The organism is Pseudomonas sp. PLMAX (assembly GCF_046042685.1).
Lineage (GTDB): Bacteria > Pseudomonadota > Gammaproteobacteria > Pseudomonadales > Pseudomonadaceae > Aquipseudomonas > Aquipseudomonas putida_AE.
Map to the genome: position 1 here is coordinate 6817177 of NZ_CP064949.1, position 24990 is coordinate 6842166.

Sequence of the window (24990 nt, forward strand, 5' to 3'; positions counted from 1 at the left end):
TGCGGGGTTTTTTCATGCCTGGAAACAATCCCGCATACCCACCCGCCCGCTGCTGACTAACCTTCAGGCACCTCCATCGAGCAAGGACGCTCACGATGCTGCCCCGCCTGCTGACCGCTTTACTCCTCACTTTCGCGTGCCTGGACACTGCTGCCGGCGAATGCCCCGCCTGGCCACCCGCACGTGCCGCGCAGGAAATCGCCGTACTGCAAAAACAGATCGAGCGCTGGGATGACAGCTATCACCGTGAAGGTCGCTCGCTGATTGCCGACGAACTCTACGATCAGTCCCTGGCACGCCTGGCCGAGTGGCGCCAATGCTTCAGCCTCGGTGTGACCACCGATCCATTGCGCACCGCGACCGGACCGCTGGTCCACCCGGTGCCTCATACCGGCCTGGAAAAACTGCCGGACGGTCGCGCCGTCGAACACTGGCTGCGTGATCGCACGGATGTCTGGGCGCAGCCCAAGGTCGACGGCGTGGCGGTGACGCTGGTGTACCGCCAAGGCCTGCTGGCGCAGGCGATCAGTCGCGGCGACGGTATACAGGGCCAGGACTGGACCGCGTCGGCGCGCCAGATCGCCGACATTCCGCAACGCCTGTCAGCGCCACGGGACCTGGTGGTGCAAGGTGAGCTCTACTGGCGCCTGACGGACCACGTGCAAGCCACCGACGGCAGCCTCAACGCCCGCGGCACGGTAGCCGGCTTGATGGCGCGCAAGACGTTGAGCGTCGGGCAGGCCGAGGGGATCGGCCTGTTTGCCTGGGAATGGCCCCACGGCCCGACGAACTTGCCGGCCCGTATCGCGGAGCTGGAAAAACTGGGTTTCGCCGGTACCGCGCAGTACACCCAGGCCATCGGTACCTTGGCCGAGGTCGAACGCTGGCGCGATCACTGGTATCGCTCGCCCCTGCCGTTCGCCAGCGACGGGATTGTCCTGCGCCAGGCGCAGCGCCCGCCTGCCGAGCGCTGGCAGGCAAAGGCGCCGTACTGGATCGCTGCCTGGAAGTATCCCTTCGCCCAGACACTGGCCGAGGTGCGCAAGGTTCACTTCCAGATTGGCCGCACGGGGCGGATCACCCCCGTGCTGGAGTTGACCCCGGTAACCCTCGATGACCAGCAGATCAAGCGCGTCAGCGTCAGCTCCCTGCAACGTTGGCAAACCCTGGATATTCGACCGGGCGACCAGGTGGCCATCAGCCTCGCCGGGCTGACCATTCCCAGGCTCGACGGCGTGGTGCTGCGCAGTACCGAACGCGTGGAAATGAACGTGCCGCTGGCAGCCGACTTCCATCCCTTGAGCTGTTGGCAGCCAACCCCGGGATGCGAAAGCCAGTTCCTCGCGCGCCTGACCTGGCTCAGCGGCAAGCACGGACTGGCCCTGCCCCATGTCGGCCCCGGCACCTGGGAAAAACTTCTTGAAACAGGTCGCCTGAACAGCCTGTTGGATTGGTTGACCCTCGATGCTCAAGAGCTTGCTAACATTGACGGTTTCGGCGAGCGCAGCGCTGCCCGGTTGGCCACCAGTTTCGAGAGTGCCCGGCAACGCCCGTTCGCCCGCTGGCTCAAGGCCCTGGGCATGCCTCCGACCGGCCGGGCGTACCTCGGCGATTCATGGCATGAGCTGGCGCAACGAGACATCGAGCAATGGCAGGCCCAGCCCGACATCGGACCAGGACGCGCGACACAGTTGAGCGCATTTTTCCGCGATCCGCAGGTCCTGGCCCTGAGTGAAACGCTGCGCCGGGCCGGCATGGACGGTTTTTAGTCTTGACCCGGTGACGTCCGTGCGCCCGGGAACCCAATAGTCCCGATGGGCTCAAACATGCCATCGCTGCATCGACACGAATGCCTTTTCACCTGGAGCTTTTATGAAATTTCTTCCACCGCTGGTCCTTTTGACCCTTTGCAGCGTAATGGCCACGCCCCTGATGGCTGTCGAAGACGCCCCAGGCCTGACCGGTTGCGCGGCCAAGAAACAAGGCATCATCAATCAGATCGAATTGGCCAAATCCCGCGGCAATACCGACCAGCAGGCCGGTCTGGAGAAGGCTTTGAGCGAAGTCAGCGCCAATTGCACCGATGCCTCGCTGAAGAAAGAACGGGAAAACAAGGTGCTGGACGCCAAGCACGAAGTCAGCAAGCGCCAGGCCGACCTCGACAAAGCCATGAAACAAGGCGACGCCGAGAAGATCAACAAGCGCAAGGACAAACTCGCCGAGTCCCGCAAGGAATTGCAGGAAGCGGTGGACGAACTGGACAGGTAGGAGCTGGCTTGCCAGCGATCCTCTTGGCGGCCTCAAGCCCTCCTAAAGGTCAATGATCCCGAAACTCCTTATGGCACGCACTGCAGGCATCTTCGACCTTCTGTACCGCCGGCCCCAGGTTACTGGCCTTGTAGGGTTGAACCTGACTGGCGATCACCAGTTCGCCGGTGGCAGTTTCCAGGCTGCGAGCCATCTGCTCAAAGCGTGCCTGCTTCTCCCAGACATCACTCTTGGCGCTGGTGTGGTCTTCTTCACGCACCTGCGGGAAATGTTTCCACGGCTCATGGGACAGCGCATCGAGTTTCACCGCGCCCTCAGCGAATCTGGGGCCATCGAATGCAATACGGCCACGCAGCATCCCGCCCAGGTCTTCACCGGTCTTGAGCATCTGTTTGAAAATGGCCTTGCGCTGGCCGAGGGGCGAATTGGGGTCGACGCCGCCACAAGCGGACAGCGTGAGGCAGGCCAGCAATACAACAGAAAGTCTTTTAAGAGTCATGGTGGCTTCAGGTCGCGGAAAACGTCGGCCAGTATCCTCGCGTCACCGGCAAACACCAATACCCCTATTATCAATACGGGTTGCATGAGCGCACTCGACACTCAGGCAACCGGCAAAGGAATTATCCAATGAACAGCCGTTTCAAGGCCTGGTGTCACCCCCTGGCCTGGACGCTTCCGATAGTGGCCGTGCTTGCAGGCTGCACCGGCGGTGAAGACAAACAACCGAAGACCCACGCCCTGGCCACCTACTCGAGTGCCACCTGGGAAGCATTGCCGGCAGTCTCCGACAGCGACCTGGTCGCCGGTTTCGGTTCCTGGCGCAGCGCCTGCACCCGACTCAAGGCCGACCCGGTCTGGGGCGGCACCTGCGCAGCGGCGGCCAACGTGCCGCAGAGCGCCAATGAGATTCGCGGCTTCCTCAAGCAGAACCTGGATGTCTACGGCCTGCGCGCCGCCAACGACAACCCCAACGGCCTGATCACTGGCTACTACGAACCGGTCTACCCGGGCAGCCTGACCCAGACCGCAACGGCGAACATCCCGGTGTACGGCGTGCCCGAAGACATGATCATCGTCTCGCTGGACAGCATCTACCCGGAACTCAAAGGCAAACGCCTGCGCGGTCGACTTGAGGGCCGCGTGCTCAAGCCGTACGACGATGCCGCAACCATCGAGAGCAAGGGGGTCAAGGCGCCCGTGGTGGCCTGGTTGACCGACCCGATGAACCTGCAATTCCTGCAGATCCAGGGTTCAGGCCGTATCCAGCTCGACAGCGGCCGGCAACTGCGCATCGCCTACGCCGACCAGAATGGCCACCCGTACCGGCCCATCGGGCGCTGGCTGGTGGAGCAAGGCGAGCTGAAAAAAGAAGACGTGACCATGGGCGCCATCAGCAACTGGGCCAAGGCCAATCCTTCGCGCATTCCGGAACTGCTCGGCAGCAACCCGAGCTATGTGTTTTTCACTCGTAACCCGGATAGCAACGAAGGGCCGCGCGGTTCGCTGAACGTGCCATTGACGGCCGGTTACAGCGCAGCGGTGGATCGCAAGGTGATTCCGCTGGGCAGCCTGTTGTGGTTGTCCACCACCAAACCGGACGGCACTGCCCTGGTACGCCCGGTGGCGGCCCAGGACACCGGCGGCGCGATTGCCGGCGAGGTTCGTGCGGATCTGTTCTGGGGCACCGGCGAGGCGGCCGGGCAACTGGCGGGAGACATGAAGCAGCAAGGACAGATCTGGATGCTGTGGCCCAAAGGCGCGGCGCTGCCACAAGTGCCGCAGGTGGCGGATGCGGCTAAACCAAATCCCTGAGATTTGCGCTGCCTGGTCAATCGCCTTCGCGAGCAAGCCCGCTCCCACATCGGATCTTCAGTGGACACAGACTTTGTGTTGAAGGTTATCCAGTGTGGGAGCGGGCTTGCTCGCGAAGAGGCCCTTTATGGCGGTGAAAATTCAGACCGACACAACGAAAAACGCAGCAATCAACCCCATCCCCACAAACCACGCCAACGACCGCAAAATCGCCAGGTCAGCCAGATAGAAAATGATGTACAGCAGCCGACTGGTGATGAACAACACCGACAGCACATTGATCGTCACCAGCTCCGCATTGCCCACCAGATGCGCCACGATCACTGCCGCCGCGAACGCCGGGGTCACTTCGTAGCTGTTCAGTTGCGCCGCATGCGCGCGCCTGGCCAAACCATTGAGCGACTCGAGAAAGTCACGGGGATCATGGTTGTCACTCAGACGAAACCCGCCACTGGCCTTGGCGATGCCTGTACAGACATAAGGCAGAAAAATCGCGATCAAAATGCACCACAGAGCAACCGTCATAAAGCAGTCCCTTCTTCACGTTTCAGAACAGTCAGAATTTCATCACCAGCATGCCGACCAACACCAGCCCACAGGCTAAGAGCCTTGGGCCGCCGAAAGGTTCTTTCAGGTAACGCATGCCGAACAGCACCACCAGAATCACGCTGATCTCGCGCAAGGCAGCCGCTTCGGCAATCGAGCCCAGCTGCATGGCCCACAGCACCAGAGCGTAGCTGAATAACACGCAGAATCCGACCGCCAGACCCAGGCGCCACTGCTCGCGCCAAAACAACTTGAACGCCGGCCGTTTGCGTACCCAGGCCAGCAATGGAAACGGCCAGGCACTGAGCAATGTCACCCAGACCAGGTAATCCAGAGGATGCGACCAGCGCCGCAGCGCCTGGCCGTCGATGAAGGTGTAGCAACCGATGCACAAGCCGATCAGCGCCACCACCGGCAGCATCGACCACGGCAAGCGTGCACCGCCTCCCCCCTGCCAGAGCAGGCAAAGCATGCCGAGCGGGATCAGCAGGATTCCGAAAATCTGCTGGTTAGTCAGCACCTCCCCGGCAAAAATCAGCGTCAGCGCCAACACCACCAGCGGCGATAAACCGCGCATCAACGGATAGACCAACCCGAGGTCGCCGACCCGATAGGCCTGGATCAGCAAATAGCGGTAGAGCAACTCGAACGCAGCCGAGGCAAGAATCCATGGCCAGATTTCCAGCGGCGGCAGCTGCACGAACGGCAGCATCAGCGCGACAAAAAGCAACGCCACGCTGTCCATGCAGGCCACCACCAGCAAACGCTCGGCACTGAATTTGATCAGGGTATTCCACGCCGCATGCAGCAGCGCCGCCACCAACACCAACGCCGTCGCAAGCACGGCCTACTCCTTTTCTTGTGGATCGCCCCCTTGTAGGAGCCGGCTTGCTCGCGATGGCGATTTCAGGGACGCCATCGCCAGCAAGCCGGCTCCTACAAGAACTGATTCGCCATATGTCAGCAGCTGTTTATACTGCAACCGACCACGCCGCACTCAGTTGCGCACACCTAATTCCAATAAAAAATGCCCCGGCCCGCTCTCATCGATATCGGTCCTTGGCATGCGTATGCCTGATCAAAGCGTCAAGACTACCGACAGAGACCTTGCGCATGCCACTCGCCTTGCTTGCCCTTGCTGTTGCCGCGTTCGGCATCGGCACCACTGAATTCGTCATCATGGGCTTGTTGCCCGATGTTGCCCGCGACCTCGCGGTGAGCATTCCCGACGCCGGACTGCTGATCACCGGCTACGCCCTGGGCGTGGTGTTCGGCGCACCGATCCTCGCGGTCGGCACCGCCAACATGCCGCGCAAGGCGACACTGCTGGGCATGACGCTGATGTTCATCCTCGGCAACATGCTCTGCGCCCTGGCCCCCAATTACGCCACGCTGATGGCCGCGCGGGTGATCACGGCCCTGTGTCATGGTGCGTTCTTCGGTATCGGCTCGGTGGTCGCCGCCGGCCTGGTGGCGCCGAACAAACGGGCCCAGGCCATTGCCATGATGTTCACCGGCCTGACCCTGGCCAACGTGCTTGGGGTGCCACTGGGCACCGCGCTTGGGCAGTACGCCGGCTGGCGTTCGACGTTCTGGGCGGTGTCGGTGATCGGTGTGATCGCGGCCATTGCGCAATGGGTCTGGCTGCCAAAGCACATCGCGATGGACAAAGCCAACCTGGCCAGCGAGTTCAAAGTGCTGGGCAAGGCCAACGTGCTGCTGGCGTTGGGCATGAGCGTGCTGGCCTCGACCAGTTTGTTCAGCGTATTCACCTACATCGCGCCGATCCTGCAGGACATCACCGGCGTCAGCCCCCATGGCGTGACCATCATGCTGTTGCTGTTCGGCGTGGGTCTGACGGCGGGCAGCATGCTCGGCGGACGATTGGCCGACAGCCGCCTGCTGCCTTCACTGGTCGGCATGGCGCTGGCCGTTGTGGTGGTACTGGCCGCGTTCAGCCAGACCAGCCACTCGGTGATTCCGGCCGCGATCACCCTGGTGCTGTGGGGCATTTTTGCCTTCGCCCTGTGCCCGATCCTGCAACTGCTGATCATCGACCAGGCCCATGAAGCGCCCAATCTTGGCTCAACGTTGAACCAGAGCGCATTCAATCTCGGTAACGCGGCAGGTGCCTGGATCGGCGGGCTGGTGGTCGCCAGCGGTGCCGACCTCGCGGACCTGCCGTGGACCGGTGCAGCGGTCAGTGGCCTGACCGTGCTGGCCGCGCTGTATTTCATCTACCTGCAACGGCGCGCTGGCGCTGTGGTGAATGTGCCGGGCTGATCATTTCCTGATCTCCTGCGGATCAGGTTTTCCAGCCTGATCCGCTGGTTCTTTTGGCGGCCCACTCTCGCTGCGAATCTGCGCATGGCTGATCAAGGCGAAGATGAAGCTGCCACCCACGATGTTGCCCACCAGTGTCGGCCCGGCGAACACCAGCCAGAAATCCTTCCACGGCAGCTCGCCGGCAAACACCAGATAACCGACTTCCAGCGAACCGACCACGATGTGGGTGAAATCCCCCAGCGCCATGAGGTAGGTGATGAGGATGATGATCCACATCTTGGCGCTCTCCATGGACGGAATCATCCAGACCATGGTGGCGATCATCCAGCCCGAGATGATGCCCTTGGCGAACATCTGGTCGACGTCGTTTTCCATGACCTTGCGGCCGATGTCGAGGAAGGCCACGTCGGTCTTGCTGTCGAAAATCGGCAGCTCCAGCATGACGTAGGCTACCAGCAAGGTGCCGCAGAGGTTGCCCACCAGCACCACCGACCACAGCCGCAACAACCGACCGAAGTTGCCGAGCGTGGGTTTGCTCATGATCGGCAGCACGGCGGTCAGGGTGTTTTCGGTGAACAGTTGCTGGCGGGCGAGGATCACCGCGAGGAAACCGGCGCAGTAGCCGAAACTGGCGATGACCTTGAATCCTTCGCCGTCCGGTAATCGGGAATTGAGCAAGCCCATGCCCATCAGCGACAGGCCCATGGTCAGGCCTGCGGCCAGCGCCGACCACCACAGGGCGGCAACGCTGCGTTCCAGCTCCTGATTGCCCTGGGTGCGGATGATTTCGTGCAGAACCGCCGCGCGTGGTGGCTGGTTTTTTTCGACTTCGTGCTGTTCTTTGGCCGAGAGGTCGGGGGTCTTGCCGTCTTTTCGAGTGTCCATGGAACTCCTGAACCGCTGGCTGCGATGTAGTTACGACCCGCGCGGTTCAGATTCCGTTCGTCATCCTCAAATTATTCGACGGCGCCTTCATCCTTGAACTGGTCTTTGACGTATTTGATCTCGGTGCGGCCGTGTGGCGCCGGCAACCCGTCTTCGCCCAGGTTGACGAAAACGATCTTCTCCACCGTCAGGATGCTCTTGCGGGTGATCTTGTTGCGCACTTCGCACTTGAGGGTGATCGAGGTGCGACCGAACTCGGTAGCGGTGATACCCAACTCGATGATGTCGCCCTGGCGCGAGGCGCTGACGAAGTTGATTTCGGAAATGTACTTGGTGACCACGCGCTGGTTGCCCAGCTGGACGATCGCGTAGATCGCCGCTTCTTCGTCGAGCCAACGCAGCAGGCTGCCGCCGAAAAGCGTGCCGTTGGGGTTGAGGTCTTCGGGTTTAACCCATTTGCGGGTGTGGAAATTCATGTTCACTCCTGAGCGTCTTGCCGAATGATGGGCACTATCTTGGCAGACCCCGGGCCAGAGCTCTATTGAGCATCGACTATGGTCTCGATTACCGTTCGGACATTGACCAACAGAAACCCTTTGGAAGATCAGCATAGCCCGCTATAATCGCCCCCGTTTCAAAACGGTAATCTTCACTTGCTACCGTTTTCCCGCCACCTGTCCGAGGGGCGCTGCAGCAGGTTCAACCTGTCAGGCTCGGATGGGGCGTTGCTTGGCTGTCATCAGCCAGACACTAAACGCACAACGGCGCCCATTCGCATACATTACGAATGGAGGCTCTTCATGAGCGCTGTTATCACGCCTGCAGATTTTAACGATTACAAAGTCGCCGACATGTCCCTGGCTGCCTGGGGCCGTCGCGAAACCATCATCGCCGAATCGGAAATGCCGGCCCTGATGGGTCTGCGTCGCAAGTACTCCGAAGAGCAACCGCTCAAGGGCGCGAAGATCCTCGGCTGCATCCACATGACCATTCAGACCGCCGTGCTGATCGAAACCCTGGTTGCCCTGGGTGCCGAAGTACGCTGGTCGTCCTGCAACATTTTCTCGACTCAGGACCAGGCTGCTGCGTCCATCGCCGCTGCCGGCATCCCGGTTTTCGCCTGGAAAGGTGAAACCGAGCAAGAGTACGAGTGGTGCCTGGAGCAGACCATCCTCAAGGATGGCCAGCCATGGGACGCCAACATGATCCTCGACGACGGCGGCGACCTGACCGAGTTGCTGCACAAGAAGTACCCACAGGTACTGGACCGCGTTCACGGCGTGACCGAAGAAACCACCACCGGCGTGCACCGCCTGCTGGACATGCTGGCCAAGGGCGAGCTGAAAATCCCGGCCATCAACGTCAACGACTCGGTGACCAAGAGCAAGAACGACAACAAGTACGGCTGCCGTCACAGCCTGAACGATGCGATCAAGCGTGGTACCGACCACCTGCTGTCCGGCAAGCAAGCGCTGGTCATCGGCTACGGTGACGTGGGCAAGGGCTCGGCCCAGTCCCTGCGTCAGGAAGGCATGATCGTCAAAGTCTCCGAAGTCGACCCGATCTGCGCCATGCAAGCCTGCATGGACGGTTTCGAACTGGTTTCGCCGTTCATCGACGGTATCAACACTGGCACCGAAGACAGCATCGACAAAGCGCTGCTGGGCAAGATCGACCTGATCGTGACCACCACCGGTAACGTCAATGTTTGCGACGCGAACATGCTCAAAGCCCTGAAGAAGCGTGCTGTTGTCTGCAACATCGGCCACTTCGACAACGAAATCGACACCGCTTTCATGCGCAAGAACTGGGCATGGGAAGAGGTGAAGCCGCAGGTTCACAAGATCCACCGTACCGGCGCTGGCGATTTCGATCCGCAGAACGACGACTACCTGATCCTGCTGGCTGAAGGCCGCCTGGTTAACCTGGGCAACGCCACTGGCCACCCAAGCCGCATCATGGACGGTTCGTTCGCCAACCAGGTACTGGCGCAGATCTTCCTGTTCGGCCAGAAGTACGCCGACCTGTCGCCAGCCCAGAAAGCCGAGCGCCTGACCGTTGAAGTACTGCCGAAGAAACTCGACGAAGAAGTGGCCCTGGAAATGGTCCGCGGTTTCGGCGGCGTCGTGACTCAACTGACCAAGACCCAGGCCGACTACATCGGCGTGACCGTCGAAGGTCCGTTCAAGCCGCACGCTTACCGCTACTGATCGGATCTGCAGCCTGCTCTCCCTTGTGGGAGCGGGCTTGCTCGCGAAGGCGGTTCATCATTCGACATAAATGTTGTCTGACCCACCGCTTTCGCGAGCAAGCCCGCTCCCACATGGGGATGTGCACGTCTTCCAGGCTTACGTGTTTCCAAGGATATGACCATGTCCCAAGATCGTCGCTACAGCTTCGAGTTCTTCCCTACCAAGACCGACGCTGGGCATGAAAAGCTGCTCGCCACTGCCCGTCAGCTGGCCACGTACAACCCCGATTTCTTCTCCTGCACCTATGGCGCCGGCGGTTCGACCCGTGATCGTACGCTCAACACCGTGTTGCAGCTCGAAAGCGAAGTCAAAGTCCCGGCCGCACCGCACCTGTCCTGCGTCGGCGACAGCAAGGCCGACCTGCGCGGCCTGCTGAGCCAGTACAAGGCCGCCGGCATCCAGCGCATCGTCGCGTTGCGCGGTGACCTGCCTTCGGGCATGGGCATGGCCAGCGGCGAAATGCGCCACGCCAACGACCTGGTTGAATTCATTCGTGAAGAAACCGGTGATCATTTCCACATCGAAGTCGCTGCCTACCCGGAAATGCATCCACAGGCACGCAACTTCGAAGACGATATCGACAACTTCGTGCGCAAGGCCAATGCTGGCGCCGACAGTGCGATCACCCAGTATTTCTTCAACGCCGACAGCTACTTCTACTTTGTCGAGCGTGTGCGGGCCAAGGGTGTGAACATTCCGATCGTGCCGGGGATCATGCCGATCACCAACTACAGCAAGCTGGCCCGCTTCTCCGATGCCTGCGGTGCGGAAATCCCACGCTGGATCCGCAAGCAACTGGAAGCCTACGGCGACGATACCCAGAGCATTCAGCGTTTCGGCGAGCAAGTCATCACCGAAATGTGCGAACGCCTGCTCCAGGGCGGCGCGCCAGGGCTGCACTTCTACACGCTGAACCAGGCTGAAGCGAGCCTGGCGGTGTGGAACAACCTGAAGTTGCCGCGTTAAGCATCAAGGCAAGATCAAAAGATCGCAGCCTGCGGCAGCGCCTACAGGGGAAATGTGTAATCCCTGTAGGAGCTGCCGAAGGCTGCGATCTTTTGCTTTCACGCACTTTTATTGTGCGGCAATCCACGGAGTTAGAGCATCTGCTGCCAGTTTCTGGCTCTTTCGCGTTTCTCGTCGTAATCTCAAGCCCATGCCTTTGATCACGCAGTTAATCGCCCTGCTCGTTATCACTTGCCTTAGCTTTGCCGCTAGGGGCGAGAAATTGCGCATTGTCACCGAACCCTGGGCACCTTACGTGTACGAGGAAAACGGCAAGGCCCTGGGGCTGGACTACGAAACCACCGCCATCGTCTTCAAGCGCCTGGGCATCGAAGTGGAATGGCAATTCCTGCCCTGGAAACGCTGCCTGTCGATGCTCGAAACCGGCCAGGCGGACGGTGCACTGGACATTTTCCACAGCGAAGAGCGCGATGCGACCCTGCTCTACCCCAGCGAACCGCTCTCGGAAGTCCAGTTCGTGATGTTCTACGCCAATGCCCGGCCCCATCCGTTTCGCACCCTGGACGAACTGCGCGGCCTGACCATCGGCATCTCTCCCGGCTACCTGTACAGCCAGGACTTTCGGGACTCGACCCTGTTCACCCGGGAACCGGCCCCCAGCCATGAAGCGAACTTCGGCAAGCTGGTGCGCGGGCGGATCGACCTGCTGATCACCGACCGCCGGGTCGGCCAGCACCTGCTCGACGAACTGAACATCCGTAACAAGATCACCGAAAACCCCACGATCATCAGTCAGCAGAGCCAGTTTCTGGCAGTGCGCCGCAATGCCGGCATGGACCTGCTGGTGCAGCGCTTCGGCGCCGAACTCAAACGCTTCAAGCGCGAACCGGCCTACGCCGAACTCAGCGCGCGCTATGGCGCCGCCCCGGCCATTATCGTCAACCCCGCACGAACCACGGCCAACACGGAAAAAACCGTTGAGCAGCAGGAAAGCGGCGCGCAGTGATTGCTCTGTTATACTCCGGCCTTCCCGCCAGGCTCACGCCCGGACGCTCGGAACCGTTCAAGGCATCTCGACCCCGCTACAGCGCAGCTTTTCAGCCCGCGCGAGCGCTCCAGACGAGCCTTCGTGACCGAAGCAGGACCGGACGGGATTGCGTTCCCCATAAACGCCATTCGCGCCAGGCAAGACTCCCATTGGGCCAAGCCCTAACTTAGAACAGGATTACTCATGTCCTTTGCTTCCCTCGGTCTCTCCGAGGCTTTAGTCCGCGCCATCGAGGCAGCGGGCTATACCGAGCCTACTCCGGTGCAACAGCGGGCCATTCCCGCCGTGTTGCAAGGTCGCGACCTGATGGTCGCGGCACAGACAGGTACTGGTAAAACCGGCGGTTTCGCCCTTCCGATCCTGGAGCGGTTGTTCCCCAACGGTCACCCGGACAAATCCCAGCGTCACGGCCCGCGCCAACCGCGCGTACTGGTCCTGACCCCTACTCGCGAACTCGCCGCGCAAGTGCACGAAAGCTTCAAGGTCTATGCCCGTGACCTGAAGTTCGTCAGCGCCTGCATCTTCGGTGGCGTCGGCATGAACCCGCAAGTCCAGGCCATGTCCCGTGGCGTCGACGTGCTGGTGGCTTGCCCTGGCCGCCTGCTCGACCTCGCCGGCCAAGGCAGCGTCGACCTGTCCCACGTGGAAATCCTCGTGCTGGACGAAGCCGACCGCATGCTCGACATGGGTTTTGTCCATGACGTGAAGAAAGTCCTGGCCCGTCTGCCGGCCAAACGCCAGAACCTGCTGTTCTCGGCGACCTTCTCCAAGGACATCACCGACCTCGCCGGCAAGTTGCTGCACAACCCGGAACGCATCGAAGTCACGCCGCCGAACACCACGGTCGAGCGCATCGAACAGCGCGTATTCCGCCTGCCGGCCAACCACAAGCGTTCGCTGCTGGCGCACCTGATCACCGCCGGTGCCTGGGAACAGGTCCTGGTGTTCACCCGCACCAAGCACGGCGCCAACCGCCTGGCCGAGTACCTGGACAAACACGGCCTGAGCGCCGTCGCGATCCACGGCAACAAGAGCCAGAACGCGCGCACCAAAGCCCTGGCCGACTTCAAGGCCGGTACCGTGCGCATCCTGGTGGCCACCGACATCGCCGCCCGCGGCCTGGACATCGATCAGTTGCCACACGTGGTCAACTTCGAACTGCCGAACGTCGATGAAGACTACGTGCACCGTATCGGTCGTACCGGCCGTGCCGGTCGTTCGGGCGAGGCGATCTCGCTGGTGGCCCCGGACGAAGAAAAACTGCTGAAAAGCATCGAGCGCATGACCAAGCAGAAAATCGCCGACGGCGACCTGATGGGCTTCGATATCAGCGCTGTGGAAGCCGAGAAACCCGAAGCACGCGAGCGTCCGGACGTGCGCAACCCGCGCAATCCACGTGGCCCGCGCGGTGATGGTCCGAATGGCGGCGGCGGTGGTGGCGGTCGCAAGGACAAAGGCAAGGACAAGGGCAAGGAAAAACCGGCGGCCGAGCGCGGTGAGCGTCCGGCCCGTCAGCAAAAGCCGCGCGAAGGCACCCCGGCCCGCGAGCAGCGCCAGCCAAGCCAGGCGCCGCGTGCCGCGGCTGATCGTGCTCCGGACGAGTTCCTGGACGACGATATCGATAACTTCGGTAACCGCGTCGACTACGTGCCACAGCAGAAACCTGCCCAGGGCCGTGGTCGTCGTCCAGGTGCACCGGCACAAGGCACCGCCGCCGGTTCCGGCGCTCCTCGTGGCGGCAAGCCACAGGGCGGTCGCCAGAACGGTCCGCGCAACAGCGATGGCGCCAGCACCGGCACCCCGCCAGCCAAGCGCAGCGGTCCACGCAGCGGCGCGCCACGTGATGGCCAGGCCCGTCGCGAAGACTCGCGCAACCGCCGCCCGGCCCGTGACGATCAACCGCGTTCGGAACCGGCCGTGCAGAACCCGCGCGGTCCTGCGCCGAAGATCATGCACAAGGAGTCGAAGGCCGATCGCTTCCCGACACCTGAGCAGCTGGATCAACTGCCAAGCCGTCCTCGCGGTGAAAAACCGGCATTGCTGACCCGCAATCGCTGATTTGTCGCTGCGATAAAAAAATGCCCCGAACCGAAAGGTCCGGGGCATTTTTTATGCTTGAACACAAAACCTGTAGGAGCCGGCTTGCCGGCGAAGGCGTCCGAAAGACCGACGCAACGTTCAAAGACGCCTTCGCTGGCAAGCCAGCTCCTACAAGGGGATTGTGTAGCGCAATAAAAAACGCCCGCGCTCAAAAGAGCAGCGGGCGTTTTTTGTCAGGCGCGAAAATTATTTCGCTTTGACACCTTCAAAGGTCACGTACATTTCAACTGCATCGGACGATGGGCCCAGGTCTTTCTGCTTGCCGAAATCGGAACGCTTGAGGCTGAAAGTACCCTCGAAGCCTGCACGGTAGCCGCCCCATGGATCCTTGCCTTCACCCAGGAAAGTGGCCTTGACCACGATTGGCTTGGTCACGCCGAGGATAGTCAGGTCGCCAGCCACGTCAGCAGTGTCCTTGCCAGCGGCATTCTTGCCGGTAGGTTTGACGCTGGTGGAAACGAAGGTGGCCTTGCTGCCGTTCAGGAAGTCTTTGCTGGAGATGTGCTTGTCACGTTCTGCGTTGTTGGTGAACACACTGGCGGTGTTCACGTTGAATTCGATCTTGCTGTCTTCAGGCTTGGCAGCGTCAAAGCTGAACTTGCCGTCGATGTCCTTGAAGGTACCGGTGATGAAGCTGTAGCCCAGGTGGCTGATCTTGAAGTCAACGAAGGCGTGCTGGCCTTCCTTGTCGACCACGTAGTCAGCGGCCATTACGTTACCGGCAGACAACAGGGCGGAGCCGATTGCCAGAGCGGCCAGAGTCTTTTTCAACATACTTTGTTTTCCTTTGGAGTCGAGGTTGAGCTTCAGGCTTTGCGACCCAGCATGCGCTTGAGGGTCACATCACGGTCGATAAAGTGGTGCTTCAATGCTGCCAACGCATGGAGGCCGGAAAAAATTACCAGCACCCACGCCAGGTACAGGTGAATCACACCGGCGGTATCTGCCTGGTCCGGTAGCCCGGACACCAGCGCAGGCACTTCAAACAAGCCAAACACCGGGATACCGACACCTTCTGCGGTGGAAATCAGGTAACCGGCAATCATCACAGCGAACAGACTGAGATACAGAAAGCCATGGCCGAACCTGGCGCCCAGGCGCGTCATGCGGCTGTAGCTGGACAAGGTTGGTGGCGGCGGACTGACGAAGCGCCACAACACCCGCAGCACCATCACGCCCAGCAACACCAGGCCGATGCTTTTGTGCAGGTCCGGCGCGTCTTTGCGCCAGGTGCTGTAGTAGTCGAGCCCGACCATCCACAGCCCCAACGCGAACAATCCGACGACCGCCAGCGCCACACCCCAGTGCATGAAAATGCTGACCCAGCCGTAGCGGGAAGTAGAGTTTCGTAGCTGCATTTGCCTAGATCCCTGTAAGTGCTGGCCCAAGACTATCGATTTATCTATCGAATTAAAGCGGAAAATTTCGCTTTGAAATATCGAAAAATGCGATCAAGAGTCTGTAACACACGGGTTAAGGAAAGATTAAAGTCGAGATTGTGAAAAAAAGTGAATACAAACCTGAGAACACCTGTATCAAAAGGTTTATTCGATTTCGGCTCTCGGTTTTTTCAGGCGTAAAAAAAACTCAGCCCTGAGCCGCGTTTGTTTTTACACCTGAACGTTACGAAACCTTGGTCTCAGTAGTCTGCGCCCTGCCTAATTGTGATACACGGGAGGCGGCTGTAAACAGTCAGGATCGTACGGATTCATATCGCATTTATAGGCCAGTTCATGGCCGAATCTTCGGCTGTACTCCTCATTAAATAGCTCGGCATTTGCACATCCGAAAAGGGCTATCAATAGGATGATTACTATCACTTCTTTCATGTGCTCTCCCGTTTCTGAAGAGCATAGAACTCAAGGTCAAGCGCTACCCATCATTCCCTTCTGATTCGCTTGTGGGAAGTCTCTGATGTATCGCTGAGGCGTGTAGGACTGACCGGAAGGCAAAAAAAAGCGCGACCCTCGGGCCGCGCTTTTTTTTACGCCTGAACGTTACTGCGCCTTGGTGACCGTGGTCGCCGCTGGCTTCTTCGCTTGCTCAGTCTTTTTCACGGGCGCCTTGGCCGAGGTTTTTTTCGTCTCGGTTTTCTTCGCCGGCGCTTTGGCCGGGGTCTTCTTCGCCGGCTCGGCTTTCACCGGTGCCGCAGGCTTCGGCGCTTCGACCGGAGCAGGAGCAGGGGTCGGTGCCGGCGCTGGTGCAGGCGCCGGTGCGACAGGTTCTGGTGCCTTGACCGGTTCCGGCTTCTTCGCGTCATCCGAGCCGCCGAACAGGTTGGTGAAGAAGTTGCCCTTCTTCGCCGCCACCGCGCCGGCTGCAGCTGCAGCGGCTACTGGAGCGGCCTTCGGTTCAAACGATTTGCCCGCCGCCAGGTCTTCAACCTGACTGGCTGCACGCTGACCGGTGCGCAATGCGCCTTCCAGGGTGCCCGGGTACAGGGTGTCGGTGTGCTCGCCAGCAAATGCTACGCGCTGGATCGGGCGTTCCCACAGGCGCCAGAACTTGCTGATCTGGCCTGGGCCGAAGGCCAGGTAAGCGCCGCCCATCGAAGGGTCGGTGCTGTAGCGGCGGATTTCATAACCGGTGAACGAACCGCGCGCCTGTGGATAAAACGCGTGCAGGCGGATCAGCACCTGATCGACCATCTGCTTGTCGCCGAACGCCTGCATGACCCGTGCGTTATCGCCGGACAGGTTGATCACCACGTTGGCGCCGCCCTTCAAGGCCGGTTCGATCCACAACATGCCGAGGCCGGTGTTGCTATAGATCTCACCGGACATGCGCGCCTTGGGTTCCCACACCGGCGTCTTGAACTTCAGCATGATCTGGTCGCGCCAGCCGTAGTTGGTGCCCTTGATCGCCGCCAGGTGCTGGGCGTCCAGCGCCGGGGTCATCTGGATCTTGTTCAGCGCGCGCAGAGGCACGGCCAGTACGACGTAGTCTGCCTGATAGCCGACGCTGCCGACCTTGACGGTGACGCCGTCCTTGTCCTGGATGATGGCCGAGACCGGGGAGCTGGTCTTGATGGTTTTCAACTGCTTGACGAAGGCCTGGGCCAGCACCGGGCTGCCGCCGACCAGGCGCGAAGCACGCAGGTCACGGTCGGAAACGCCACGGTAAACGCTGCTCTGCTGGGCGAAGTACAGCAGCGAGATACGCGAAGGCTCGTCATAACGGGTACGAATCTGCTGGTTTACCAACTGACGGGCAGTGGCCGGCAGGGTCAGGCGATCGAGCCAGTTGGACACGTTGATCTGGTCCAGGGCGTGCAGCGTGTTGTTCGCCGACGGGTTTTGCGGGTCTTCGATCGAGCGCGCCAGGTCGTCCACAGTCTTTTCGTAGCGCTTGAGCGCTTCGGCCGTGGTTGGATCCTTGGTGGCCAGGTCGGCGGCGGTGTAATACACGCCGTCGATCAGGTAGCTCGGGGTGCGCACGAATTCAGGGGCTGGCGTGGTACTCAGCTTGAATTCCGAGACATACTTGTTCAGGACCGGCTGGGTCTTGTTGTTGCCGATCCACTCGCTGGTGGCCATGCCGGAGCGACCGCCCAGGCTCGGCTTGGCTTCCAGCAGCGTGACCTGCCAGCCCTTGTTCTGCAGCTCATAAGCAGCCGTGAGGCCCGAGACCCCGCCGCCGATCACGATCGCGGTCTTATCCTTTGCCAGCGCAGACACGCTGAACAGCCCCAACATCACCAGCGCACAGGCGCGCAGCCAACCGACAGACATTCTGCGAACTCCGGAAATTCAGGAAAAAATAGCGGTTTTGCGAGCCAGGCGGCTCTAGAACCGCGAAGGATACGTCAGCCGTCAGACGCCCGCCAGCAACGTCTACCGCCCTATACAAAGTAGCTCAATCGACACAATGGGTTGTTCCCGAGGCACGCATTGCATAGGCTTGCGCGATTGTATGTCCGCGCATGTCACGGAACGCCTCGAGGAGACTGAACATGGGCCTGAATAATCAGTGGATGCAACGCGATCTCGCGGTGTTGTGGCATCCCTGCACCCAGATGAAAGATCACGAACAACTTCCGCTGATCCCGATCAAGCGCGGTGAAGGCGTGTGGCTGGAAGATTTCGAAGGCAAACGCTACCTCGATGCGGTCAGCTCCTGGTGGGTGAACGTGTTCGGTCATGCCAATCCGCGCATCAACCAGCGCATCAAGGATCAGGTCGATCAACTTGAGCACGTGATCCTCGCCGGCTTCAGCCATCAGCCGGTGATCGAGCTGTCCGAGCGCCTGGTGAAGATGACCCCCGAAGGCCTGACCCGGTGTTTCTACGCCGATAACGGTTCGTCGTGCATCGAAGTCGCGCTGAAAATGAGCTTTCACTACTGGCTCAACCGCGGCCAACCGAACAAGAAGCGCTTTGTCACCCTGACCAACAGCTACCACGGCGAAACCATGGCGGCGATGTCGGTGGGCGACGTGCCGCTGTTTACCGAGACCTACAAGGCGCTGCTGCTCGACACCATCAAGGTGCCAAGCCCCGATTGCTACCTGCGCCCGGAAGGCATGAGCTGGGAAGAACACTCGCGCAACATGTTCGCCGCCATGGAACAGACCCTGGCCGAAAACCATGACACGGTCGCGGCCGTGATCGTCGAGCCGCTGATCCAGGGCGCCGGCGGCATGCGCATGTACCACCCGGTGTACCTCAAGCTGCTGCGCGAAGCCTGTGATCGTTATGGCGTGCACCTGATCCACGACGAAATCGCCGTAGGCTTCGGCCGCACCGGGACAATGTTCGCCTGTGAGCAGGCCGGCATCCGTCCGGACTTCCTCTGCCTGTCCAAGGCCCTGACCGGCGGCTACCTGCCGCTGGCGGCGTGCCTGACCACCGACGACGTCTACAGCGCCTTCTACGACGACTACCCGACCCTGCGCGCCTTCCTCCATTCCCACAGTTACACCGGCAACCCGCTGGCGTGCGCGGCGGCCCTGGCGACGCTGGATATCTTCGAAGAAGACAACGTCATCGCGAACAACAAGGCTTTGGCCCAGCGCATGGCCTCGTCCACCGCGCACCTGGCCGATCACCCGAACGTCAGCGAAGTGCGCCAGACCGGCATGGTGCTGGCCATCGAGATGGTCAAGGACAAGGCGAGCAAAGAGGCTTATCCGTGGCAGGAACGTCGCGGCCTGAAGGTGTTCCAGCATGCGCTGGAGCGCGGTGCGCTGCTGCGGCCGTTGGGCAGCGTGGTTTACTTCCTGCCGCCGTACGTGATCACCCCGGAGCAGATCGACTTCCTTGCCGAGGTGGCCAGTGAAGGGATCGACATCGCCACCCGCGAGAGCGTCAGCGTGGCGGTGCCGAAGGACTTTCATCCGGGGTTCCGTGATCCGGGTTGATTGATTTCACCGGATCTTCTGTGGTGTCTGGTCTGCCGCTTTCGCTGGCAAGCCAGCTCCTACAGGTCGGATGTCGCCCCACATTTTTGCCGCAACCACATATTCTGTAGGAGCTGGCTTGCCAGCGATAAGGTCGGCACGACCTTCAGACGCTCCACACCCTTTTTCAGAGATCCCGCATGAGACTGTCCCGCTTCTTCATCGACGCCCCCCTGAGCACCGGCGAGCACGAGTTGCCCGAAGCCCAGGCCCATTACATCGGTCGCGTGCTGCGCATGGCCGAGGGCGATGCGTTGCAACTGTTCGACGGTTCCGGCCATGAATTTCGCGGCACACTGGTGGAGGTCGGCAAAAAACGCGTAGTGGTGCAGATCAATGAACAGTTTACCGGCCAGGTGGAATCGCCGTTGCAGATCCACCTCGGCCAAGGCTTGTCCCGTGGCGAGCGCATGGACTGGGCAATCCAGAAAGCCACCGAACTGGGCGTGACTGAAATCACCCCGATCTTCAGTGAACGCTGCGAAGTACGCCTCAAGGACGAACGCGCCGACAAACGCCTGCTGCACTGGCGCCAGGTGGCGATCAGCGCCTGCGAGCAATGCGGCCGCTCACGGGTACCGGTGATTCATCCGCCGGTGCTGTTGGGTGACTGGATCAAGCAGACTGAGGCCGAGTTGAAATTGGTGCTGCATCCGGTGGCCGAGCCGTTGGTGAGCCATGCCAAGCCCGGGACGCTGGCGTTCTTGATTGGGCCGGAGGGTGGTTTGTCCGATGCCGAGGTCGATCAGGCCAAGGCCAGCGGCTTCCATGCCGCACGCCTCGGCCCGCGAGTGTTGCGCACCGAGACCGCGCCGGTTGTGGCATTGGCGGTGGCCCAGCAGCTCTGGGGTGACTTCTAGTCCGCCTTCGCGAGCAAGCCCGCTCCCACAGTAGATCTCCCTTGAACGCCACCGATCAAATGTGGGAGCGGGCTTGCTCGCGAATGGCCGTAACTCGGTCTAAACGACGTAAAAGAATATCGCCACAAAATGCAGCAGACTCCCGGTGATCACGAATAGATGCCAAACCCCATGGGCATGGCGCAGGCGATGGTCGAGGGCAAAAAAGACGATGCCCACCGTATAAAAAATTCCCCCCGACGCCAGCCACGCAAACCCGGCAGTGCCCAGCGCCGCCAGCAACGGCTTGACCGCCACCAGTACGATCCAGCCCATTACCGCATAGATCACGATCGACAGGACCCGCGCTTCCGACCTCGGCTTGATTTCCTGCAGGATGCCGATCAGCGCCAGCCCCCAGACAATCCCGAACAAGGTCCAGCCCCACGGCCCGCGCAGGGTCACCAGGCAGAACGGCGTGTAGCTGCCGGCGATCAACAGGTAGATCGAGAAGTGATCGACCTTCTGCATGATCGCTTTCTTGCGTCCGCGCACGCTGTGGTACACGGTCGATGCGCTGTACAGCACCAGCAAGGTGAAGGCGTAGATCGCCATGCTGACGATCTTCCACGGACTGCCATCGAGGCTGGCGACCACGATCAGCCACACACCACCGACAAACGCCGCCACTGCCCCGACCAGATGCGTCCAGGCGTTCAATCTTTCCCCGTGATACATCGTTTACCCCACCTCGAAAATCGATAAAGCGCGATTGCGCGATTCAACCCGCATGCGTGCACAATCGGGTTATTCCAAAAAGAGTCCACCCCATGCTGATCGATGAAGAGTTGACCCTGAAAAAACTCGAGGTGTTCCTGGCCTTCATGCGCACAGGCAACCTGGCCCGCGCCGCTGCCGAATTGCAGACCAGTAACGTTAGCGTACATCGGGCCATCCACTCCCTGGAAAGCGCCCTGCGCTGCCCCTTGTTCAAGCACGAGGGGCGTAACCTGACGCCACTGGAAAGCGCCTACGTGCTCGAAGAACGGGCGCAGAAGCTGATTCAGGATGTGGTGGAAACCGTGCGCCTGACCCGCGAAGCCGCCGGCTTTTCCGCGGAACGTTTCAAGCTGGGCTCGCTGTACTCACTGACGGTGAAGACCGTGCCGCAGCTGATCATGGGCCTGAAGATCCGCCGCAGCGAACTCAACATCGACCTGATCCTGGGCTCCAATATCGACCTGCTGTACAAGCTCAAGAACATGGAAGTCGACGCGATCCTGGTGTCCCTGGACGAGAGCATCAACGACCCGGATTGCGAGCAGATCCCGCTGTTTTCCGACGACATCTTCCTCGCCACGCCCGCCGATTCCAGGTTCGCCCAGCGCAGCGAAGTCGACCTGGCCGAGGTCCGCGACGAAACCTTCATCACCCTGACCCAGGGCTTCGCCACGCATCAGGACGGGAAGCGGGTATTCGAGCAGGCGGGGTTCGAGCCGAAGGTAGCGATGCAGGTCAACGACATCTTCACCCTGCTGAGCATGGTCAGTTCGGGCGTCGGTTATGCGTTGCTGCCGGGACGGATTGCGGCGGTGTATGAGAACCGGGTGAAGCTGATTGCGTTGCAGGAGAAGTATCGGTTGCAACAGCACATTGGCGTGGTGTTCCTGAAGGCCAAGGAACGCGATCCGAATTTGCTGGCGTTGCTGGCGGAGTGTCGGATGTATGCCAATCGCCAGGCTTGAAACCGAGTCGCCCCCATCGCCAGCAGGCTGGCGATGGCGTCAGCCCAGACAACTCAAAATCTGAAATCAGCCAACAATCCCCCGAACAATGAAGTACAACAACGAAGGCCCCAGCAAGCACCCAAGCCCGGTGTGGAATGTCGCTGTCAACGCACCATAAGGTACCAACCGCCGATCCGTCGCCGCCAGCCCCGCCGTCACACCGCTCACCGTGCCAGCCAGCCCACCAAACACCATCGCCGAACGCGGGTTATCCAGGCCCATCCAGCGCGCCGCGTCTCTTTTATTGGTCACTGCACAGCAATGAAAAAATTTAACCTCACCTTCAAAACGACCCATAAACTAATTTAACGCGCTGTTTTCTAGACATAAAGTCGAGAAGTTAGTTTACGCATCGTACCAAAGCGGAAGACCCAACAATCTATATTCACCGCCTATTTGTAGGATATTTCCCTTAAAGTAGGATGAGGCCTACAAAATCACGAATATCCTAGGAAATTTCGGAAGTTTTATTTTTTATTTGACTGCAATCTGATTCGATACTTATATGAAACCGTCACAGATAGCTATCCATCAGTGGCAGGAGGTTAGACACTCAGCTGCGCACAGCTACATATCTGCCGAGCTCTAACTTAAACGTTGTCAAACCGGAGATATCCTGTGACTTAGGTGTCACATTTCAGAAGGAGAAAGGTATGAATGACGAAATAATTAATGATGAAAACCACTTAGATGAATTAGCCTCCGATGTTGAGGTTATGACTCCTGTTCCAGATGGAACGTATGACATGGTTGCTGGAAAAACAGCGCCAGAGTTCTAATGAAATAACCAGGGCATCGTTTATCGATGCCCACTTCTAAAATCCGAGGCTGCCAACACATGAGAGCTACGATCAATGAGGGTGTTCTATGCTTAACAGAACTTGGATACTGTTTTTTCCACAATGGCACACACCTTTTGAAAATTCCGAAAAAAAAGTTTATTGAAGCACTTGATTCCCATGAAAAATCCTTAGCGCTAACAGAGCGGTATCCAGCTTTTTTCAGTATGTCTGAGGCCAAAGAGGCAAGGGGTGCGTATGAACGAAGCGTGCTGGAATTCACTAAATATTGACAGTGACATTTATGATCCTACTCGACTTGCGTTAGTTTCGCTGCCATACGGCGAAGGTCCGCAAAAAGTAATGCCTCTGGGACTGCAGAACATATCAGCCTACGTAAAAAAACATGCACCACATGTAAAGTGCAAAATATTTGATTATTCTGACTTATACACGTCAGACACTCACGAATTGAAAGACTTGATAGACTGGCAACCTGCACTGGTAGGAATATCTATTTACAGCAGCCATGTTCAAGCAGCGATCGCTTGGGGGCAATTAATTAAAAGCGCGCTACCTGAGACAGTTTTATTCTGCGGCGGCCCGCATATAAGCCTTGCAGCGAAAGACTTTTTACGTGTGTCAAATGGTACTTTTGAACTGGCGCTTTATGGTGAAGGAGAACACTCAACAGCCACACTGCTAAATTTATTCAATAAATCTCGTGAGGAAGCCCAACCCTCTCCGCCCACAAAAAACACTAACAAAAACCCTACACCAAAACAAATATTTATAGACAATCACTTACAAGAGATACCAAATGCAGTTTGGATCTCCGCAACCGGGATAACGTACGAAACCTATAAACAGAAGATACAACTACCCGCAACTGAATGGGAAAATCCGTTATTGGAATATTGTTCCGAGCGTTTACAAAACCTCTATTTCACGGACAGGAGAGATGGTAAAAAAAGAAGATCAATAGCTCTTACCAGTAGCCGTGGCTGCCCTTTAGCGTGCTCATTTTGCGCTATCGTTGCGGCAGATAAAGATGGTCCTAAGTGGCGCGCTGTCGACGCGACCACGCTTGTTAATTGGATTGCAGAGGCTCACAAACAATACTCTTTTGAACATATTTACATGATGGACGCTAATTTTTTTGTTCGAAAAGATAGAGTACTGGAGTTCTCTGAAAAACTATACAAGCTGTTCGGTGGCGAGGTTACATGGAGCAGTTCTTCTACAGTAGGATATCTGCTTAAGTTACGAACAGAATTGCCAAAATTAGTTACGCAAGGATTAAGACTGGTCGAAATGGGTATTGAGTCTGGCTCACAAACTCAGCTCGATTATATGAATAAGAGAGTCACAGTAAAGGATAATATAGACGCAATTAGGGCCTTACAAATCAATGGAATTGACGTCGGCCTCGACTTTATCATGTTCTATCATGACCAACAAAAAAGAGAAATTATAGAAAATCTAAGCTTTCTGCTCAACTCTGGGATGACTGAGCATGAATCCTTTGATCATTATTTCAATATCATGATGATATATCCAGGAACGCCTGTTAGAGACAATCTTGAAAGGAAAATGGGCATTAAGTTCAACTTGATCGACTTACCTAACAGCAGAAAGCTTATAGAAAATCAAGAGGTGAGGGAAATCTACGACGCCTATATAGATTATTTTGCAATACCTCTCCTAAATTCTCTAGAGAACGCAATTTCTATAAATATAGAAAAAATCTCACAAAGCACCTCGCTAGGAGAAATTGCACACCTATCCTTGCTTAATATTTACCTAAGACATATGCCATTCAAAATTCTTTGGGGGCTCTGTCAGCGGACGGGGGAGCGGACGGCAATATTTACAGGAAAAGAGTTCCTAACATATACCTCTATCTTAAAAAAAACCTTGCACGGCAAAAAACCAAATAACTCGCCGAAACGAGTCGCTTTAGAAACCTCTACGCTTGGTGTTGGCGGTAGAAAAGGTGAACTAATCGGAAAGTCTGCATAATT

General features: G+C 58.7%; 22 protein-coding genes, 1 pseudogene and 1 riboswitch. Of the genes and pseudogenes, 13 read left to right on the top strand and 10 right to left on the bottom strand.

Translation table 11 applies throughout. The annotated features are described in order from the left end of the window. Positions 1-95 precede the first annotated feature (95 nt). The gene (ligB, locus tag DKB71_RS31130) at positions 96-1769 is read left to right on the top strand and encodes an NAD-dependent DNA ligase LigB (protein ID WP_408599203.1); all 1674 of its coding nucleotides are present in this window, start codon (positions 96-98) and stop codon (positions 1767-1769) included. 103 nt (positions 1770-1872) lie between these two features. Next, complete coding sequence (locus DKB71_RS31135) at positions 1873-2268, top strand: DUF1090 domain-containing protein (RefSeq protein ID WP_323626464.1); 396 nt, start codon at positions 1873-1875, stop codon at positions 2266-2268. Between the two features lie 49 nt (positions 2269-2317). On the opposite strand, the gene DKB71_RS31140 is transcribed toward DKB71_RS31135, so the two are convergent. Beyond that, a complete protein-coding gene (locus DKB71_RS31140) occupies positions 2318-2767 on the bottom strand; it encodes a cytochrome c (protein ID WP_274075611.1) in 450 nt (149 codons plus the stop codon). A 128-nt stretch (positions 2768-2895) separates the two neighbouring features. On the opposite strand from DKB71_RS31140, the gene DKB71_RS31145 reads away from it, so the two are divergent. Next, positions 2896-4080 (top strand): murein transglycosylase A, encoded by a 1185-nt coding sequence (locus DKB71_RS31145; RefSeq protein ID WP_408599204.1) that lies wholly within the window; start codon positions 2896-2898, stop codon positions 4078-4080. A 141-nt stretch (positions 4081-4221) separates the two neighbouring features. Here DKB71_RS31145 and DKB71_RS31150 read toward each other — a convergent pair whose 3' ends face one another. Together DKB71_RS31150 and DKB71_RS31155 are read right to left on the bottom strand one after the other, a co-directional pair. Continuing rightward, positions 4222-4605, bottom strand: a complete 384-nt coding sequence (locus DKB71_RS31150) for an MAPEG family protein (RefSeq protein WP_408599205.1) — start codon at positions 4603-4605, stop codon at positions 4222-4224. Positions 4606-4636: 31 nt separating this feature from the next. Then, positions 4637-5470, bottom strand: coding sequence for an EamA family transporter (locus DKB71_RS31155; RefSeq protein ID WP_274075614.1), 834 nt, complete (start codon positions 5468-5470; stop codon positions 4637-4639). Positions 5471-5739: 269 nt separating this feature from the next. On the opposite strand from DKB71_RS31155, the gene DKB71_RS31160 reads away from it, so the two are divergent. Next, positions 5740-6909: an MFS transporter gene (locus tag DKB71_RS31160; RefSeq protein WP_408599206.1), complete on the top strand. Its 1170-nt coding sequence runs from the start codon at positions 5740-5742 to the stop codon at positions 6907-6909. Here DKB71_RS31160 and DKB71_RS31165 read toward each other — a convergent pair whose 3' ends face one another. Together DKB71_RS31165 and DKB71_RS31170 are read right to left on the bottom strand one after the other, a co-directional pair. Further along, positions 6910-7797, bottom strand: coding sequence for a formate/nitrite transporter family protein (locus tag DKB71_RS31165; RefSeq protein WP_274075616.1), 888 nt, complete (start codon positions 7795-7797; stop codon positions 6910-6912). A gap of 71 nt (positions 7798-7868) precedes the next feature. Continuing rightward, complete coding sequence (locus DKB71_RS31170) at positions 7869-8273, bottom strand: acyl-CoA thioesterase (protein WP_008057039.1); 405 nt, start codon at positions 8271-8273, stop codon at positions 7869-7871. Positions 8274-8471: 198 nt separating this feature from the next. Then, a riboswitch (S-adenosyl-L-homocysteine riboswitch) is annotated at positions 8472-8574 on the top strand. Between the two features lie 23 nt (positions 8575-8597). On the opposite strand from DKB71_RS31170, the gene ahcY reads away from it, so the two are divergent. The 4 genes from ahcY (at position 8598) to DKB71_RS31190 (ending at position 14121) form a co-directional block, all read left to right on the top strand. Continuing rightward, positions 8598-10007: an adenosylhomocysteinase gene (gene ahcY / locus DKB71_RS31175; RefSeq protein ID WP_274075617.1), complete on the top strand. Its 1410-nt coding sequence runs from the start codon at positions 8598-8600 to the stop codon at positions 10005-10007. 162 nt (positions 10008-10169) lie between these two features. After that, positions 10170-11015, top strand: a complete 846-nt coding sequence (gene metF / locus DKB71_RS31180) for a methylenetetrahydrofolate reductase [NAD(P)H] (protein WP_274075618.1) — start codon at positions 10170-10172, stop codon at positions 11013-11015. Positions 11016-11205: 190 nt separating this feature from the next. After that, a complete protein-coding gene (locus DKB71_RS31185; RefSeq protein WP_274075619.1) occupies positions 11206-12021 on the top strand; it encodes an ABC transporter substrate-binding protein in 816 nt (271 codons plus the stop codon). 225 nt (positions 12022-12246) lie between these two features. Beyond that, on the top strand, positions 12247-14121 hold the full coding sequence (locus DKB71_RS31190; RefSeq protein ID WP_274075620.1) for a DEAD/DEAH box helicase: 1875 nt from the start codon (positions 12247-12249) through the stop codon (positions 14119-14121). Positions 14122-14349: 228 nt separating this feature from the next. Here DKB71_RS31190 and DKB71_RS31195 read toward each other — a convergent pair whose 3' ends face one another. The 3 genes from DKB71_RS31195 to DKB71_RS31205 all read right to left on the bottom strand — a co-directional run bounded on the left by DKB71_RS31195 (position 14350) and on the right by DKB71_RS31205 (position 17894). After that, entirely contained in the window at positions 14350-14937 is a 588-nt protein-coding gene (locus DKB71_RS31195) for a YceI family protein (protein ID WP_408599207.1), read from the bottom strand. Between the two features lie 32 nt (positions 14938-14969). Then, the gene (locus tag DKB71_RS31200; RefSeq protein ID WP_274075621.1) at positions 14970-15521 is read right to left on the bottom strand and encodes a cytochrome b; all 552 of its coding nucleotides are present in this window, start codon (positions 15519-15521) and stop codon (positions 14970-14972) included. 639 nt (positions 15522-16160) lie between these two features. After that, the gene (locus DKB71_RS31205) at positions 16161-17894 is read right to left on the bottom strand and encodes an FAD-dependent oxidoreductase (protein WP_408599208.1); all 1734 of its coding nucleotides are present in this window, start codon (positions 17892-17894) and stop codon (positions 16161-16163) included. A 221-nt stretch (positions 17895-18115) separates the two neighbouring features. Here DKB71_RS31205 and DKB71_RS31210 point away from each other — a divergent pair, with 221 nt between their 5' ends. Both DKB71_RS31210 and DKB71_RS31215 read left to right on the top strand, forming a co-directional pair. Beyond that, a complete protein-coding gene (locus DKB71_RS31210; protein ID WP_408599209.1) occupies positions 18116-19522 on the top strand; it encodes an adenosylmethionine--8-amino-7-oxononanoate transaminase in 1407 nt (468 codons plus the stop codon). A 179-nt stretch (positions 19523-19701) separates the two neighbouring features. Continuing rightward, positions 19702-20421 (top strand): 16S rRNA (uracil(1498)-N(3))-methyltransferase, encoded by a 720-nt coding sequence (locus DKB71_RS31215; protein ID WP_408599210.1) that lies wholly within the window; start codon positions 19702-19704, stop codon positions 20419-20421. A gap of 99 nt (positions 20422-20520) precedes the next feature. On the opposite strand, the gene DKB71_RS31220 is transcribed toward DKB71_RS31215, so the two are convergent. Continuing rightward, a complete protein-coding gene (locus tag DKB71_RS31220; protein WP_408599211.1) occupies positions 20521-21138 on the bottom strand; it encodes a hemolysin III family protein in 618 nt (205 codons plus the stop codon). 92 nt (positions 21139-21230) lie between these two features. Here DKB71_RS31220 and DKB71_RS31225 point away from each other — a divergent pair, with 92 nt between their 5' ends. Beyond that, positions 21231-22145 carry a LysR substrate-binding domain-containing protein gene (locus DKB71_RS31225; RefSeq protein ID WP_323606601.1) on the top strand — a complete coding sequence of 305 codons (915 nt, stop codon included), beginning with the start codon at positions 21231-21233 and terminating at the stop codon, positions 22143-22145. A gap of 66 nt (positions 22146-22211) precedes the next feature. Here DKB71_RS31225 and DKB71_RS31230 read toward each other — a convergent pair. Further along, positions 22212-22421: pseudogene (locus DKB71_RS31230) on the bottom strand (malonate transporter subunit MadM); the annotation flags it as partial. Positions 22422-22840: 419 nt separating this feature from the next. On the opposite strand from DKB71_RS31230, the gene DKB71_RS31235 reads away from it, so the two are divergent. Together DKB71_RS31235 and DKB71_RS31240 are read left to right on the top strand one after the other, a co-directional pair. Then, positions 22841-22966, top strand: coding sequence for a hypothetical protein (locus tag DKB71_RS31235; protein ID WP_408599212.1), 126 nt, complete (start codon positions 22841-22843; stop codon positions 22964-22966). A gap of 258 nt (positions 22967-23224) precedes the next feature. Further along, positions 23225-24988, top strand: coding sequence for a B12-binding domain-containing radical SAM protein (locus DKB71_RS31240; protein ID WP_408599213.1), 1764 nt, complete (start codon positions 23225-23227; stop codon positions 24986-24988). Positions 24989-24990 lie beyond the last annotated feature (2 nt).

Bases quoted from the DNA above. Each gene is read 5' to 3' on its own strand.
- DKB71_RS31170 (WP_008057039.1), bottom strand. From the start codon at position 8,273: ATGAATTTCCACACCCGCAAATGGGTTAAACCCGAAGACCTCAACCCC.
- DKB71_RS31135 (WP_323626464.1), top strand. From the start codon at position 1,873: ATGAAATTTCTTCCACCGCTGGTCCTTTTGACCCTTTGCAGCGTAATG.
- DKB71_RS31140 (WP_274075611.1), bottom strand. From the start codon at position 2,767: ATGACTCTTAAAAGACTTTCTGTTGTATTGCTGGCCTGCCTCACGCTG.
- DKB71_RS31145 (WP_408599204.1), top strand. From the start codon at position 2,896: ATGAACAGCCGTTTCAAGGCCTGGTGTCACCCCCTGGCCTGGACGCTT.
- DKB71_RS31220 (WP_408599211.1), bottom strand. From the start codon at position 21,138: ATGTATCACGGGGAAAGATTGAACGCCTGGACGCATCTGGTCGGGGCA.
- DKB71_RS31200 (WP_274075621.1), bottom strand. From the start codon at position 15,521: ATGCAGCTACGAAACTCTACTTCCCGCTACGGCTGGGTCAGCATTTTC.
- DKB71_RS31185 (WP_274075619.1), top strand. From the start codon at position 11,206: ATGCCTTTGATCACGCAGTTAATCGCCCTGCTCGTTATCACTTGCCTT.
- DKB71_RS31240 (WP_408599213.1), top strand. From the start codon at position 23,225: ATGAACGAAGCGTGCTGGAATTCACTAAATATTGACAGTGACATTTAT.
- DKB71_RS31215 (WP_408599210.1), top strand. From the start codon at position 19,702: ATGAGACTGTCCCGCTTCTTCATCGACGCCCCCCTGAGCACCGGCGAG.
- DKB71_RS31210 (WP_408599209.1), top strand. From the start codon at position 18,116: ATGGGCCTGAATAATCAGTGGATGCAACGCGATCTCGCGGTGTTGTGG.
- DKB71_RS31205 (WP_408599208.1), bottom strand. From the start codon at position 17,894: ATGTCTGTCGGTTGGCTGCGCGCCTGTGCGCTGGTGATGTTGGGGCTG.
- DKB71_RS31160 (WP_408599206.1), top strand. From the start codon at position 5,740: ATGCCACTCGCCTTGCTTGCCCTTGCTGTTGCCGCGTTCGGCATCGGC.
- DKB71_RS31235 (WP_408599212.1), top strand. From the start codon at position 22,841: ATGAATGACGAAATAATTAATGATGAAAACCACTTAGATGAATTAGCC.
- DKB71_RS31225 (WP_323606601.1), top strand. From the start codon at position 21,231: ATGCTGATCGATGAAGAGTTGACCCTGAAAAAACTCGAGGTGTTCCTG.
- metF (WP_274075618.1), top strand. From the start codon at position 10,170: ATGTCCCAAGATCGTCGCTACAGCTTCGAGTTCTTCCCTACCAAGACC.
- DKB71_RS31150 (WP_408599205.1), bottom strand. From the start codon at position 4,605: ATGACGGTTGCTCTGTGGTGCATTTTGATCGCGATTTTTCTGCCTTAT.
- ligB (WP_408599203.1), top strand. From the start codon at position 96: ATGCTGCCCCGCCTGCTGACCGCTTTACTCCTCACTTTCGCGTGCCTG.
- DKB71_RS31165 (WP_274075616.1), bottom strand. From the start codon at position 7,797: ATGGACACTCGAAAAGACGGCAAGACCCCCGACCTCTCGGCCAAAGAA.
- DKB71_RS31190 (WP_274075620.1), top strand. From the start codon at position 12,247: ATGTCCTTTGCTTCCCTCGGTCTCTCCGAGGCTTTAGTCCGCGCCATC.
- ahcY (WP_274075617.1), top strand. From the start codon at position 8,598: ATGAGCGCTGTTATCACGCCTGCAGATTTTAACGATTACAAAGTCGCC.
- DKB71_RS31195 (WP_408599207.1), bottom strand. From the start codon at position 14,937: ATGTTGAAAAAGACTCTGGCCGCTCTGGCAATCGGCTCCGCCCTGTTG.